General features: G+C 67.5%; 13 protein-coding genes. 12 read left to right on the top strand and 1 reads right to left on the bottom strand.

Features of this window, described 5'->3' with window-relative positions; all coding sequences use genetic code 11:
- Positions 1–78: 78 nt before the first annotated feature.
- The 11 genes from EBE87_RS15210 to EBE87_RS15160 all read left to right on the top strand — a co-directional run bounded on the left by EBE87_RS15210 (position 79) and on the right by EBE87_RS15160 (position 11,531).
- A complete protein-coding gene (locus tag EBE87_RS15210) occupies positions 79–552 on the top strand; it encodes a PTS sugar transporter subunit IIA (RefSeq protein WP_120638744.1) in 474 nt (157 codons plus the stop codon).
- Between the two features lie 71 nt (positions 553–623).
- Complete coding sequence (locus EBE87_RS15205) at positions 624–3,509, top strand: monovalent cation/H+ antiporter subunit A (protein ID WP_120638745.1); 2,886 nt, start codon at positions 624–626, stop codon at positions 3,507–3,509.
- Positions 3,509–3,853 (top strand): Na+/H+ antiporter subunit C, encoded by a 345-nt coding sequence (locus tag EBE87_RS15200; RefSeq protein ID WP_120638746.1) that lies wholly within the window; start codon positions 3,509–3,511, stop codon positions 3,851–3,853. Before EBE87_RS15205 ends, EBE87_RS15200 begins: the two co-directional genes overlap by 1 nt.
- Before the next feature lie 8 nt (positions 3,854–3,861).
- On the top strand, positions 3,862–5,454 hold the full coding sequence (locus EBE87_RS15195) for a monovalent cation/H+ antiporter subunit D (protein ID WP_199707435.1): 1,593 nt from the start codon (positions 3,862–3,864) through the stop codon (positions 5,452–5,454).
- A complete protein-coding gene (locus EBE87_RS15190; RefSeq protein ID WP_120638748.1) occupies positions 5,451–5,936 on the top strand; it encodes a Na+/H+ antiporter subunit E in 486 nt (161 codons plus the stop codon). The genes EBE87_RS15195 and EBE87_RS15190 overlap by 4 nt, the downstream gene beginning before the upstream one ends.
- Positions 5,933–6,214: a K+/H+ antiporter subunit F gene (locus tag EBE87_RS15185; RefSeq protein ID WP_120638749.1), complete on the top strand. Its 282-nt coding sequence runs from the start codon at positions 5,933–5,935 to the stop codon at positions 6,212–6,214. Before EBE87_RS15190 ends, EBE87_RS15185 begins: the two co-directional genes overlap by 4 nt.
- Positions 6,211–6,594, top strand: a complete 384-nt coding sequence (mnhG, locus tag EBE87_RS15180) for a monovalent cation/H(+) antiporter subunit G (protein ID WP_120638750.1) — start codon at positions 6,211–6,213, stop codon at positions 6,592–6,594. Before EBE87_RS15185 ends, mnhG begins: the two co-directional genes overlap by 4 nt.
- 691 nt (positions 6,595–7,285) lie before the next feature.
- Positions 7,286–8,326 carry an MFS transporter gene (locus EBE87_RS15175; protein WP_158600900.1) on the top strand — a complete coding sequence of 347 codons (1,041 nt, stop codon included), beginning with the start codon at positions 7,286–7,288 and terminating at the stop codon, positions 8,324–8,326.
- Positions 8,327–8,678: 352 nt separating this feature from the next.
- Complete coding sequence (arsC, locus tag EBE87_RS15170) at positions 8,679–9,077, top strand: arsenate reductase (glutaredoxin) (protein WP_120638752.1); 399 nt, start codon at positions 8,679–8,681, stop codon at positions 9,075–9,077.
- A 73-nt stretch (positions 9,078–9,150) separates the two neighbouring features.
- Positions 9,151–10,464 carry an arsenic transporter gene (locus EBE87_RS15165; protein ID WP_120638753.1) on the top strand — a complete coding sequence of 438 codons (1,314 nt, stop codon included), beginning with the start codon at positions 9,151–9,153 and terminating at the stop codon, positions 10,462–10,464.
- A gap of 23 nt (positions 10,465–10,487) precedes the next feature.
- Positions 10,488–11,531, top strand: a complete 1,044-nt coding sequence (locus tag EBE87_RS15160; protein ID WP_199707437.1) for an SIS domain-containing protein — start codon at positions 10,488–10,490, stop codon at positions 11,529–11,531.
- 9 nt (positions 11,532–11,540) lie between these two features.
- Here the strand turns inward: EBE87_RS15160 and EBE87_RS15155 are convergent, their stop codons facing one another.
- Positions 11,541–12,308: an SDR family NAD(P)-dependent oxidoreductase gene (locus EBE87_RS15155; protein ID WP_120638754.1), complete on the bottom strand. Its 768-nt coding sequence runs from the start codon at positions 12,306–12,308 to the stop codon at positions 11,541–11,543.
- A 148-nt stretch (positions 12,309–12,456) separates the two neighbouring features.
- Here EBE87_RS15155 and EBE87_RS15150 point away from each other — a divergent pair, with 148 nt between their 5' ends.
- Entirely contained in the window at positions 12,457–14,034 is a 1,578-nt protein-coding gene (locus EBE87_RS15150; RefSeq protein WP_120638755.1) for a GMC family oxidoreductase, read from the top strand.
- Positions 14,035–14,042: the final 8 nt, after the last annotated feature.

Below are 14,042 nucleotides of genomic sequence, written 5' to 3'. Positions count from 1 at the left end.
ATTGCGGCGAATTTGCGGCTGGATGGGTTACGATATCGGGCGCGCCAGCCTAGATTACATTCGAGACAGGAGTAGCGTATGCCGATCGTTAAGCTTTTTTCGACCCCAGAGGGTATTCTCACCCTGGCGCCCGGCAACAAGGCGGAACTCCTGGACCTGCTCGCCGCCGAAGCCGCCAACCGCCTGGGCCGGAAGAAGGAAGAGATCCTCCAGCCCCTGCTGGGACGCGAGAAGCTGGGCTCCACCGCCCTGGGGCGGGGCGTGGCCCTGCCGCACACGCGGCTGGAGTGGCTGGAATCTCCCCTGGCGATCCTGGCGCGGCTGACGCATCCGATCGATTTCGACGCACGCGACGACGAGCCGGTGGATCTCGTCTTTCTCGTGCTCTGGCCGGAAGCCGCTTCCGAGGGCTTCCTGCCCGCGCTTTCCGACATCTGCCGCGCGCTGCGGGACCAGCAACTGCCGCGCCAGCTGCGGCAGGCCCGCTCCGCCGAGGAAGCGCTCGCCCGTCTGCAGGCGGCGGACCAGCCGGATATCGACGCCGGGCCCTGAGGGCATGACGCGAGACCCGGACGGCCCCGGCGGGCGCCGTCCTTTCTGTTCCATCCAGTACAGGGCGCCCGATGCCTGACGCCTTCTTTCTCCTGGCCGCGGTCGGCCTGCCTTACCTTGGCGCCCTGGTGGTCGCCCTGCTGCCGAACAACAACAACCGCAACATCGAAGCCTGGCTGGCTGGCGGCGTGGCGCTGCTGACACTGGTGATGGTCTGGCTGCTCTATTACCCAGATGCCTCCACAGGCGGCGTGCTCAGGCTGGAACTGCCCTGGGTACCGGAACTGGGCCTGAACTTCGTGCTGCGGATGGACGGCTTGGCCTCGGTCTTCGCCGTAATGGTGGCGGGCATCGGCTTCCTGGTGGTGCTCTACGCCCGCTACTACATGTCGCCGGAAGACCCGATCCCGCGCTTCTTCGCCTTTCTGCTGGCCTTTATGGGCTCGATGATGGGGCTGGTGCTCTCCGGCAACCTCGTCCAGCTCGTTTTCTTCTGGGAACTGACCAGCCTCTTCTCCTTCCTGCTGATCGGCTATTGGCAGCACGCCGCCCCGGCGCGGGACGGCGCCCGCATGGCGCTGACCGTGACCTCCGCCGGCGGCCTCGCGCTGTTCGCCGGGGTGCTGGTGCTAGGCCATATCGTCGGCAGCTACGACCTCGACCGCGTGCTGGCCTCGGGCGACGTCATCCGGACGCATCCGCTCTACCTGCCGGCCCTGGTGCTGATCCTGCTGGGCGCGCTGACCAAGAGCGCGCAGTTCCCGTTCCATTTCTGGCTGCCGCACGCCATGGCGGCGCCCACGCCCGTTTCCGCCTATCTGCATTCGGCCACACTGGTGAAGGCCGGCATCTTCCTGATGATACGGCTGTGGCCTGTCCTGTCCGGCACCGAAGCCTGGTTCTGGATCGTCAGCAGCGCGGGCGTGATTACTTTACTTCTAGGCGCTTACGTCGCGATCTTCCAGCATGACCTGAAAGGCTTGCTGGCCTATTCCACCATCAGCCACCTGGGCCTGATCACGCTGCTCCTGGGCCTCAACAGCCAGTTGGCCCTGGTAGCGGCCATCTTCCACACCATGAACCACGCGACCTTCAAGGCCTCGCTCTTCATGGCCGCCGGCATCATCGACCATGAGACCGGCACGCGCGACATCCGGCGCCTGTCCGGCCTCAACCGCTCCATGCCCTTCACCGCCCGGTTGGCATTGGTGGCCGCCGCCGCCATGGCGGGCGTGCCGCTGCTGAACGGCTTCATCTCCAAGGAGATGTTCTTCACCGAGGCACTGACCGCATCCACCGCGCCCACGCTGCTGCACAGCCTGCTGCCCGTGGCGGCGACGGTGGCCGGTATCTTCGCCGTCGCCTATTCCCTCCGCTTCATCCATGGCGCCTTCTTCGGCCCCGATACCGACGACCTGCCGCGTACGCCGCATGAGCCGCCGCAATGGATGCGGCTGCCGGTGGAAGTGCTGGTCTTCGGCTGCATGATCGTCGGCATCTTGCCGGCGGCGACCATCGGGCCCTTTCTGGATGTCGCGGTGCGGTCGGTACTGGGCAATGCCACGCCGGAATACAGCCTGGCCGTCTGGCACGGCATCAACCTGCCGCTGGCCATGAGCATCTTCGCCCTGGTCATGGGCGTGCTGCTCTACCGGATGCTGCAACGCCATTTCGGCACGGGCGTGGAGGGCACCCCGCTGATCCGGGGGCTGGATGGCCGCCGCATCTTCGACCGCGCCATGGTCTTCCTTTCCTGGCGCTTCGCCCGCACGCTGGAGCGGCTGCTGGGCACCTCGCGGCTGCAGATGCAGTTGCGGCTGCTGGTCTGCGTCTCCATCCTCGCCGCCACCCTGGCGCTGCTGCCCGATGGCCTGAAACTGGGCGGGGTGACGCTGACCCAGGCGGACCCGGTGGTGGGGCTGATCTGGCTGGTGGGCGCCGGCTGCGCCATTGGCGCGGCCTATCAGGCCAAGTACCACCGCCTGGCGGCGCTGGTGCTGATGGGCGGCACCGGCCTGGCCATCTGCCTGACCTTTGTCTGGTTCTCGGCACCCGACCTGGCGCTGACGCAGTTGCTGGTGGAGGTGGTGACCACGGTGTTGCTGCTGCTGGGGCTGCGCTGGCTGCCGAAGCGGGTGGAATTCGCCGCCTCCGACATGGTGCTGCCGCGCCTGCGCCGCTACCGGGACTTCGTGATCGCCGTAGCCGCTGGCGCGGGGCTGACGGCGGTTTCCTACGCCACCATGACGCGCCCCTCGCCTGAAGGCATCTCCCGCCACTTCCTGGAGCGCGCCTATACCGAGGGCGGCGGCACCAACGTGGTGAACGTCATCCTGGTGGACTTCCGCGGCTTCGACACGCTGGGCGAGATCACGGTGCTGGGCATCGTGGCGCTGACGGTCTTCGCGCTGCTGCGCCGCTTCCGCCCGGCGCCGGAAAGCGTCGGGGTGCCGGAGCAGCAGCAGGGCGGCACCGGGGATTGGCTGCTGGTGCCCGGCGTCATCATGCGCCTGATGTTCCCGGTCATCTGCGTCGTCGCGCTGTTCCTGCTGCTGCGCGGACATGATCTGCCGGGCGGCGGCTTCGCGGCCGGGCTGATGATGTCGGTGGCCATCCTGCTGCAATACATGGCCGGCGGCACCCGCTGGGTGGAGGACCGCCTGCGTGTCCATCCTCTGCGCTGGATGGGTGTCGGGCTGCTGCTGGCGGCTGGCACCGGCAGCGCGGCCCTGCTGTTCGGGCGGCCCTTCCTGACCTCCTACTTCGCCTATGCCGACCTCGGCTGGCTGGGCAAGCTGCCGCTGGCGAGCGCGGTGCTCTTCGACCTCGGCGTCTTCAGCCTGGTCTTTGGCGCCACGGTGCTGATGCTCATCGCCATCGCGCACCAGTCGGTGCGCAGCCCCAAGCCGGCGCCGTCCGTCCCGCCCAGTCCAGCCCCTGTCGGAGGAGACGACTGATGGAACTCATCCTCGCGATCAGCATCGGCGTGCTGGGCGGCTCCGGGGTCTGGCTGCTGATGCGGCCACGCACCTTCCAGCTCATCATCGGGCTGTCGCTGCTGTCCTATGCCGTGAACCTCTTCATCTTCAGCATGGGCCGCTTCCCCGTGGGCCGGCCGCCGATCCTGGCGCCCGGCACATCGGGGGATCCGGCGGTCTTCGCTGACCCATTGCCGCAGTCGCTGGTGCTGACGGCCATCGTCATCGGCTTCGCCACCACCGCGCTGTTCCTGGTGGTGATGCTGGCCTCCCGCGGCCTGACCGGCAGCGACCACGTGGACGGCCGGGGACCCCGCGAATGACCGGCTGGATGCAGCACCTCCTCATTCTGCCGATCGCGCTGCCGCTGGCGGTGGGCGCCATCATGATCCCGATGGAGGACCAGCGCGGCCGGGTGCGCGCGACCCTCGGCATCCTCTCCACCCTGGTCATGCTGGCTGCCGCCATCGCCCTGGCGGCGCAGGCCCATTCGGGCGGCGGGGTCATCTCCGTCTATCATCTGGGCAACTGGCCGGCGACCTTCGGCATCGTGCTGGTGGCGGACCGGCTCTCGGCGCTGATGCTGGTGCTGACGGCGGTGCTGGGGCTTTGCGCGCTGGTCTACTCGCTGGCGCGCTGGCAGCGCATGGGGCCGCATTTCCACGCGCTGTTCCAGTTCCAGCTCATGGGCCTCAACGGCGCCTTCCTGACCGGCGACCTCTTCAACCTCTTCGTCTTTTTCGAGGTGCTGCTGGCCGCTTCCTATGGGCTTGCCCTGCATGGCTCGGGCGTGGCGCGGGTGAAGGCGGGGCTGCATTATATCGCCATCAACCTCGCGGCCTCGCTGCTCTTCCTGGTCGGCGTCAGCATGATCTATGGCGTGGCCGGCACGCTGAACATGGCCGATCTGGCAGTGCGCATTCCAGCCATTCCGGCGGAGGACCGGCCGCTGCTGGAAGCCGGCGCGGCGATCCTGGGCATGGCCTTCCTGGCCAAGGCGGCGATGTGGCCGATGGGCTTCTGGCTGGGCCCGACCTATGCCGCCGCCAGCCCGCCTGCCGCCGCCATCTTCTCCATGATGAGCAAGGTGGGCGTCTATGCGGTGCTGCGGCTGTCGCTGCTGCTCTTCGGCGCCGATGCCGGGGCATCCGCCGGCTTCGGCGGCACCTGGCTGCTGGCCGGTGGCATCATCACCATCGGCTTCGGCGCCGTCAGCGTGCTGGCGACGCAGGACCTGTCGCGGCTGGCCGGCGCCAGCGTGCTGATCTCCTCCGGCACGCTGCTGGCGGCAGTGGGCGCGGGGCAGGTGGCCGTCACCGGCGGCGCGTTGTTCTATCTCGCCAGCTCCGCGCTGGCGATCGGCGCGCTCTTCCTGCTGATCGAGCTGCTGGAGCGGGGCCGCGATGTCGGCGCCGACGTGCTGGCCGTGACCCTGGAAGCCTTCGGCGATGGCGAGGAGGATGACGAGGAGGATGACGAGGTCGGCGTCGCCATTCCCGCCACCATGGCGATCCTGGGCGCCTGCTTCCTGTGCTGCGCTCTGCTGCTGGCGGGGCTGCCGCCGCTGTCCGGCTTCATCGCCAAGTTCGCCATGCTGAGCGGCATCCTGAACCCCGAAGGGCTGGGGAAGGGGCCGACCGACATTTCCCCGGGCGGCTGGGCGCTGCTGGCGGCGCTGGTCCTTTCCGGGCTGGCGACCGTGCTGGCGATGATGCGCGCCGGCATCCGCAGCCTCTGGGCCACCTCTGGCCGCACGGTGCCGCGTGTGGGTGTCATCGAGATCGCGCCGGTGGTGTTGCTGCTCAGTCTCTGCATCGGACTGACAGCCGCGGCGGGGCCGGCGCTGCGCTACACCCAGGCGGCGGCGGTGTCGCTGCATTCGCCGCAGGGCTATGTGCAGAGCGTCGTGGAGCCGGCCCGATGAGGATGCTGCTGCCTCATCCGCTGCTCTCCCTGTCGCTGTTCGTGCTGTGGCTGCTGCTCAACCAGACGGTGGCGCCAGGCCCGGCGTTGCTGGGGCTGGCGGTGGCCCTGATCGGCGGCTGGATGCTGAAGCGCATCCGCTCCGCCCGGCTGCGGGTGCGGCGGCCGCTGGTGGCGCTGCGGCTCGCCGGGGTCGTGGCGGTGGATATCCTCCGCTCCAATATCGGCGTCGCGCAGGTCATCATGGGCCGCCGGAAGAAGCGTCACTCCGGCTTCATCCATATTCCGCTGTCGCTGCGGGACCCGCGCGGCCTGGCGGCCCTGGCCGTCATCCTGACCGCGACGCCCGGCACCGCCTGGGTGGAATATGACCCCGAGGAAGGCTGGCTGCTGCTGCACATCCTCGACCTGGTCGACGAGGAAGAATGGGTGCGCACCGTGAAGCACCGTTACGAACAGCCGCTGATGGAGATCTTCCCATGAGCCAGACGCTGCTGCACTGGTCCCTGCTGGCCGCGCAGCTGATGCTGGGCCTGGCCTTCCTGTGCGCTTCCTGGCGCGTGGCGCGCGGCCCCCGGGCGCAGGACCGCGTGGTGGGGCTGGATACGCTCTACGTCAACGGCATGCTGCTGCTGCTGACCTTCGGCATCCGCTCCGGCACCGACATCTATTTCGAGATCGCGCTGGTCATCGCGCTGCTGGGCTTCGTCAGTACCGCGGCTCTGGCGAAGTTCCTGATGCGCGGGGAGGTGATCGAATGAACCATGCCGCCGAACTGCCGCTGCTGGTCGCTGTTCCGGTAGCCGTGCTGCTGCTGGTTGGCGCCGCACTGGCGCTGACCGGCTCGATCGGCCTGCTGAAGCTGCGGAGCTTCTACGAGCGGCTGCATGCGCCGACCATCGGCACGTCCTGCGGCATGAGCTGCATCCTGCTGGCCTCGATGCTATTCTTCTCGGTGCTGCAAAGCCGGCTGGTGGTGCACGAGATCCTGATCGGCTTCTTGCTGATCGTCACCACGCCGGTGACGCTGATGCTGGTTGGCCGCGCCGCCCTGCACCGGGACCGGCTGGAGGGCAGCCACAAGGTGCCGCCCTCCGCGCGCCCCGAGGATCATGCGGCCGCCGCGCAGTCGGACGGATGAGGCGGCGGAGTCCAGCAACAGGAACTGGAAGAGGTATTCCAGCGCGCAGCCGCGCATGAACTGCTCCTCGCTGGTCACAGCCGCCATGTTGAACTAGCGGTCCATGATCGGCGTGCCGCCTAGCGAGTCTTTTCCGCGCCGGAAGCGTCAGGCCTTTGCCCCGATGCCGATGCCCCGCATCGGGGTGGCAGGACCTTCCTGCCCGGCATGAAGAATCCCTCGCCAGCCTTCCGCCGCCCCATTCTCAAACGGGCTCTCAGGACGACGAGATGCCACGAGGTCGTGAGAGCAAATCCTCAGGCCGCTAATCAATTAAAAGTTGTGACAGGGCAGTGACATGTGCCTAAGGCGGGGCAAGGCTCTTGCCGCTGCCGCACCTGGATCGGCTGCTCCGCTCCGCCGCAATTGTTAGCAAAGACCAAGCTTCCAGTAAAATAAACGCGATTTTTGTTCTTGACCCAATATCACGAAGGCGTGAGAACCCGCGCGCCGCGGCGCCTGGCCCCGGAGAAACTGGAGCCGCGTCGTGCCCGCCTTTACTCAGTTCCGCCTGCTGACCTTGCATTCCGCCTTGTTCGGACTCTCCTCAGCCATGGCGGGTGGCTTCGTCGGCGCATATCTGCTGAAGCTCGGCCTTGGCATGCCGCTGGCACTGACCGCCTATGCGGCGCTGCTTCTGGTACGCTTCGGCATGCGGTTCCTGGCGCTGGCAGTCGTCCGCAGGATAGGGCTCGCAAAGGCCATGAAGTTGGGGGCCGGCGTCGCCTCGCTCCAGTTCCTTCCGCTGCTGCTGGCTGAAGATCCACGCTGGCTCGCCGCTTGGATTCTGACTGTTTCGATTGCCGAATCTCTTTACTGGCCCGTCTACCACGCTTCGACGGCCGCGACCGTGGCCGAAGGCGAGGGGCTCGGCCAGCAGGTGGGCGAGCGGATGACGGTGGGCGCCCTGGTCGCCGTGGTAGGGCCGTTGCTGGGCGGTCTGCTGCTCAGCAGCTTTGGCGAGGCTTTTGACTTCGCCATTGCCGCCTGCATCTGCCTGCTGTCGGTCTGGCCGCTGGGGCGCATGGCGCCGATCATGGCTGGTGAGGTGCCGCGGGCGCGGGAGACGATGCGGGGGTTCGATCAGCGAGCCATGGCGACTTTTATGGTCGATGGCTGGATCGCCTCTGGCTTGGCGCTGGCTTGGCCCATGGTGCTGTTCAGCTCGGTCGGCGGCAGCTACGGCGCCTTCGGGCTTGCGAATGCGGCGGCGGGGCTGGTGGGTGCGGCGGTCAGCTTTGTCTGTGGCCGCGCCATCGATGGCGGCCGCCGGCAGCACTATCTGGTGGCGGTCTGCGTCATGCTGGCCTTCGGCTTCGCGCTGCGCATCGCCTCGGCCTGGTCGCCGGTGGCGGCAGCCATCGCCAATCTCACAGGAGCCATTGCCGCGGGCTTCTATGGCCCGGTGGTCATGAGCACGATCTATGAGCGGGCGAAGCAGTCCGGCGCTGCTTACAGGTTCCATTTCGCGCTGGAAGGTGGCTGGGATTTTGGCGCTGTCACGGGCTGTCTGGCGGCCGCAATCCTGGCCTGGGCGACTATGGAACCGGCGCTGGCGCTGTTGCCAGCCTCCATGGGTGTGATAGCGATCTATCTTTGCGTCAGGGTGCGGAACCAGAACAAGGAGCGCGCCCCGGAGGCTGCCGCCGTTCCGGCAGATATGCCGCAGGGACCTTTGGCGGCTGCAGCCTGAGGCTGTCACGAGGCAGCACTACGGCCAAGCTTCACACCACCGGCAGAGAAAATTTTACATAACGTTTGTTATGCAATACACGGGGCACTCGCCCCATGCTGCTGCTCAGGATGAGCCAGAAGCTCAATTGCTATTACAGAAAACGCATCCAAATAATTGATGTTGAATGATTATAGAGGGCCATGGCATGCACGGGCTTGCTCCCCTACCGGATAGGCCGGTCCACACCCTGATCCTGATTTGGCATCCACATGGCTCCAATCCGGAACGCGCCACGCGCTCCATGAACCACCATGCCGAGGCCGCGCGCTTCCGCTAAGCTAGCGTTCTGCTATCCCATGGAGCCTGAGCCTTGGACGTCGTCATCTACCACAATCCGGCCTGCGGCACCTCCCGGAACACCCTCGCCCTGATCCGCAACAACGGGATCGAGCCCGTTGTTATTGAATATTTAAAGACGCCTCCTGGCCGCGCTGACCTAGTCAGCCTGCTGGCCCGGGCCGGAATGGTCCCGCGTGAGCTGCTGCGGCAGAAAGGTACGCCTTACGCCGAACTGGGCCTCGACGATCCGAGCCTGACGGACGACCGGCTGCTTGATGCGATGATGGCGCATCCGATCCTGATCAACCGGCCCCTGGTCGCGACGCCACTGGGCGTCAAGCTTTGCCGCCCGGCTGAGCTTGTCCTCGAGATCCTGCCTGGGGTAGCTGGTGCGGCAGCAGGCGATACGCCAGGCCAGCGCACCACCTGAGCAGGCTCCCGGCCTCCCCTCGCGTGCCCTGCCCTGCTGAACCCGCCCGTCTGTCACGGGCTTAGGATGCCCGATGCTTGCTCTTGTTCTTTTCCTCGTCACCCTGGCGCTGGTCATCTGGCAGCCGCGCGGCCTCGGCATTGGCTGGAGCGCCATGGGCGGAGCTGCCCTGGCACTGCTGACAGGAGTGATCGGCTGGGCCGACGTGCCTGTGGTCTGGCATATCGTCTGGGACGCCACCTTCACCTTCGTGGCGCTGATCGTCATCTCGCTGTTGCTGGATGAGGCCGGCTTCTTCCAATGGGCCGCCCTGCATGTCGCCCGCTGGGGTGGCGGCCAGGGGCACAGGCTGTTCCCGCTGGTGGTGGTGCTGGGCGCCCTGATCGCCGCCGTCTTTGCCAATGACGGCGCGGCGCTGCTGCTGACGCCCATCGTGGTGGCAATCCTGCTGCGGCTGAACTTCACCCCGGCGGCCACCCTCGCCTTCGTCATCGCAACTGGCTTTGTGGCCGACACCACCAGCCTGCCGTTGGTGATCTCCAACCTCGTCAACATCGTCAGCGCTAACTACTTCGGCATCACCTTCAACCGTTACGCGGCGGTGATGGTGCCGGTGAACATCGTGGCCCTGCTGGCAACCCTGGGCGTGCTCTGGCTGGCTTATCGGCGACAGGTGCCGCAGCACTATCCGCTGGCGCAGCTGGAAGCCCCGGCCACTGCCCTGCGGGACCGGCTGGTCTTCCGTGCCGCCTTCCCCATGCTGGTGCTGCTGCTGCTCGGCTATTTCATCCTGGCACCTCTGGGCGTGCCGGTCGCGGCGGTGACCGGCACGGCGGCAGTGGTCCTGCTGGCGCTGGCGGGCCGCTGGCACCGGGGCGGCCGGGGCACCGAACTCTCCCCCATGAAGGTGCTGCGCGAGGCACCGTGGCAGATTGTGATCTTCAGCCTTGGCATGTACCTCGTTGTCTACGGCCTTAGAAATGCAGGATTAACAGAAGAACTCGCCCAGGTGCTGGTCTGGTTGTCGGGGCATGGACCCTGGGCTGCCACCATCGGTACCGGCTTCGGGGCCGCCCTGCTCTCCTCGGTCATGAACAACCTGCCGGGCGTGCTGGTCGGCGCTCTGTCAATCGAGCAGGCACAGGGAATTCCGCCACTGACGCGGGAGCTGATGATCTATGCCAATGTCATCGGCTGCGACCTGGGGCCGAAGTTCACCCCGATCGGCAGCCTTGCCACGCTGCTGTGGCTGCATGTGCTGGCGCGGAAAGGCATCACCATCGGCTGGGGGCAGTATATGCGGATCGGCCTCGCCATCACGCCGCCGGTGCTGCTCGTGGTGCTGGTCGCCCTGGTCGCCTGGCTCCAGTTGCTGGGGCCGGCCTGAGCACAGGAAGGACCGTCCTGCCGATGCCCAGCGACCCACCGCGCGCCGCCAGCCTCATGCAGGCCGAGATCGCCGAGATCCCCGACGCCATTGAGCGGCTGCTCATCGGCTCCGCTGGCGCCATCGCCGATGCCGGGGCCTTGCTGCGTCGCCTCTCGCCGCCGGTGGTGGCCACGGTGGCACGCGGCTCATCCGACCACGCAGCCAGCCTCTTCAAGATCGCCTGCGAGATCCTGTCCGGCGTGCCGGTGACTTCCCTCGGCCCTTCCACGGCCTCCATCTATGGCACGGTGCCGCGGCTGGCCGGCGCGGCAGCCCTCGCCGTCTCCCAATCCGGTCGCAGCCCCGATCTTGTCACGGCCTTGCAGGCGGCGCGGCAGGGCGGCGCCGCCACCATCGCCATCGTCAATGCTGAAGGCTCGCCGCTGGCTGAAGCGGCCGATATCACCATCCCACTGCGGGCGGGACCGGAGCGCAGCGTCGCCGCCACCAAAACCTTCGTTGGCTCGGCGGTTGCTGCCCTGGGCGTGCTGGCAGCGTGGCGGGAGGATGCTGCGCTCCAAGAGGCCCTTCACCGCCTGCCGGCCATTCTGCGCGCTGCGCCGCCAGCCGGTTGGTCCGGCGCCCTGGTCGAATTCGCATCCGCTTCTTCCCTTTACGTGCTGGGGCGCGGCCCCGGCCTCGCAATGGCTATGGAAGCAGCGTTGAAATTCAAGGAAACCAGCATCCTGCACGCGGAAGCTTTCTCTTCCGCTGAAGTGCAGCACGGGCCGATGTCGCTGGTACAGGCCGGCTTTCCCGTGCTGGCCTTCCTGCAGGGTGACGCAGCCCGCCCTGGCATGCTGGCGACCATGACCCAGCTGGCGGCGCAGGGTGGCCGGGTCTTCCTGGCGGGCGGAGAGGCACCTGGCGCCGTGACGCTTCCGGTGCCTGTGACGGGGCATCCGCTGACGGACTGCATCGCTGCCATCGCCGCCTTCTACCGCTTCGTGGAAGCCCTGTCCCGCGCACGCGGTCTGGATCCCGACAACCCGCCGCATCTGCGGAAGGTGACGGAAACGCTCTGAGGCGGCATTTCAGGCACCACCCCAGTTCATGGTCAACCCGCCATCCATGGTCCAGGTCTGGCCGGTCACGTAATCGCCGTCGTCCGAGGCCAGGAACAGGGCGAGGCGCGCGATCTCCTCCGGCTGGCCGGCGCGGTGCCAGGGAATCTCCTTGAAGGAGGCTTCCCGCTTCTCCGGGTCGTCCAGCCGCTCCTGGGTCATCGGCGTCTGGATCAGGCCGGGGGCGATGTTGTTCACGTTGATCTTGTCCTCCGCCACCTCCACCGCGAGGCTGCGGGTCAGCGAGCCGATGCCGGCCTTCGCCATGCCATAGGGTGCGCTGCCCGGTGTCGGCAGATGCTGGGCGACGGAGCTGATGGTGACGATCCGCCCCTTCCCGCCATGCTGCTTCCGCAGCCGGATGAAGGCGCGGCAGCAGAACAGCGGCCCCAGGAGGTCGGTGCGCAGCACGCGCTCCAGCATCTCATCCTGCATCTCGGCGACAGGCATGCCGCCCATCCCCTTGCCGGCGCAGTTCACCAGGATATCGGCCGTGCCGAGGGCAGCAGCCTCGCGGAACAAGACCTCGACATCCGTCGGCTGGCCGACATCCCCCTGCACCACCACGGCGCGCCGGCCGGCCTGCTCAACGCTGCGTTTGGTGTCCTTGGCGCCCTCGCGGTCGGTGTGATAGCCGATGCAGATATCGGCCCCCTCCCGGGCGAAAAGTTCCGCCGTGGCTTGGCCGATGCCCGAATCGGCGCCGGTGATGATCGCGATCCTGCCTTGCAGCTTCATGGGAAGCATCTCCTCTATGACGTTGCACGAACGCAGGAGACGGCTTCGGGGCGGCAGCGCCAGCACAGCTTCTACAGGATGTGAGAAGGAGCGCAGCCGAAAGGCCAAGGCAATGTTGCGTTCCTGCAAAACGCGGTAAGGCTTAGGCATGTACGACGTGATCGTGGTGGGTGCCGGTTCCGCCGGCGCCCCGCTTGCCGCCCGCCTGTCCGAAGACCCCGCGCGCCGCGTGCTGTTGCTGGAAGCCGGACGTGACTGGCGCGCCGCAGACGCACCGCATGCGCTGCGTAGCGCCAATATCATTCCCTTCATGCGCTCTGCCGCGCATCAGGCGGAATGGCAATGGCCGGGGCTGCAAACCCGCCGCACCCGCGCGCAGCCTCCGCGTTTTTACTGGAGAGGCAAAGCCCTAGGCGGTTCTTCTACAGTGAATGCTCAGATCGCCATCCGTGGCGTCCCGGCCGCTTTCGATGCCTGGGCGGAACTGGGCTGCGAAGGTTGGGCGGCGGAAGACGTGCTGCCCCTCTTCGACCTGATCGAGGATGACCCGGAGACCGGCACCGCCCCCGGCATCCGCCGCGGCGGCCCGCTGCCCATCTACCGCGCGCCGGAGAAGGACTGGGGCGCGGTGGACCGGGCACTGAAGTCAGCCGCGCTGGACCTGGGCTATCCCTGGAAAGCCGATCTGAACGCCCCGCAGGGCGAGGGCGTCTCCTGCTATCCTATCAACAGCCGCGACGGGCAGCGCGTCACCACTAATGACGGCTATCTGGAGCCGGCGCGTGGCCGCCCCAACCTGGAGATCCGCGGCGGCGCCCTGGTGGACCGCGTGCTCTTCGAAGGGCGCCGCGCCCGTGGCGTGCGGGCGCGCTTCGAGGGCGAGGCCAAATGGCAGGACATCCCGGCGCGCGAAGTGGTGCTCTGCGCCGGCGCCATCCATAGCCCCACCATCCTGATGCGCTCCGGCATCGGCCCGGCAGCGCGGCTGGCGAGCCTGGGCATCGAGGTGCTGCAGGACCTGCCCGCCGTCGGCCAGGGGCTGATGGACCATCCCATCGTGCGGGCCAGCCTCGCCCTGGCGCCGGGGCATCGGGCCACCCACCCGGATTCCCGCCACACCAACTGCTGCCTGACCTATAGCTCCGGCCTCGGCGGTGGTGGGGAGCGCGACATGATCATGATCGCCTTCAACCATACCGGCTATGCGGAGGGCGCTTCCGGCCCCGCCGCCACGGGCTCCATCGGCGTTTCGGTCTATGATGCCTTCTCGCGTGGCGAGGTGCGGCTGACTTCGGCCGATCCCTTCGCCAATCCGGAGGTGGACGAGAATATGCTGGACGACCCGCGCGACCTGCTGCGCCTGCGGGACGGTGTTCGGCGGCTGGCGCGCATCGCGGCGCATCCGGCGGTGGCCGGCATTGCTTCCGGCATCACCTTCTCCGACACCGCGTTGGCCTATGCGGATGTGGCGGCCATGCCGGATGCGGAACTGGACGCGCTGCTGCTGTCGGAAGCCAGCGACATCCAGCACGCCGCCGGCACCTGCCGCATGACGGCCTATGAAGACCAGCGCGGCGTAGTGGACCCGGACCTGAAGGTGCGTGGGGTGGAAGGGCTGCGGGTGGCGGATGCCGCCATCATGCCCACCGATTGCCGCGCCAACCTGCACTTCACCTGCGTGATGATCGGCGAGGCCCTGGCCCGGCGCATGCGCGCCGGCGCCTGAAGGCGGAC

Source organism: Teichococcus wenyumeiae, assembly GCF_003696345.1.
Taxonomy (GTDB): domain Bacteria; phylum Pseudomonadota; class Alphaproteobacteria; order Acetobacterales; family Acetobacteraceae; genus Pseudoroseomonas; species Pseudoroseomonas wenyumeiae.
This window is presented reverse-complemented; position numbering and strand designations above follow the sequence as displayed.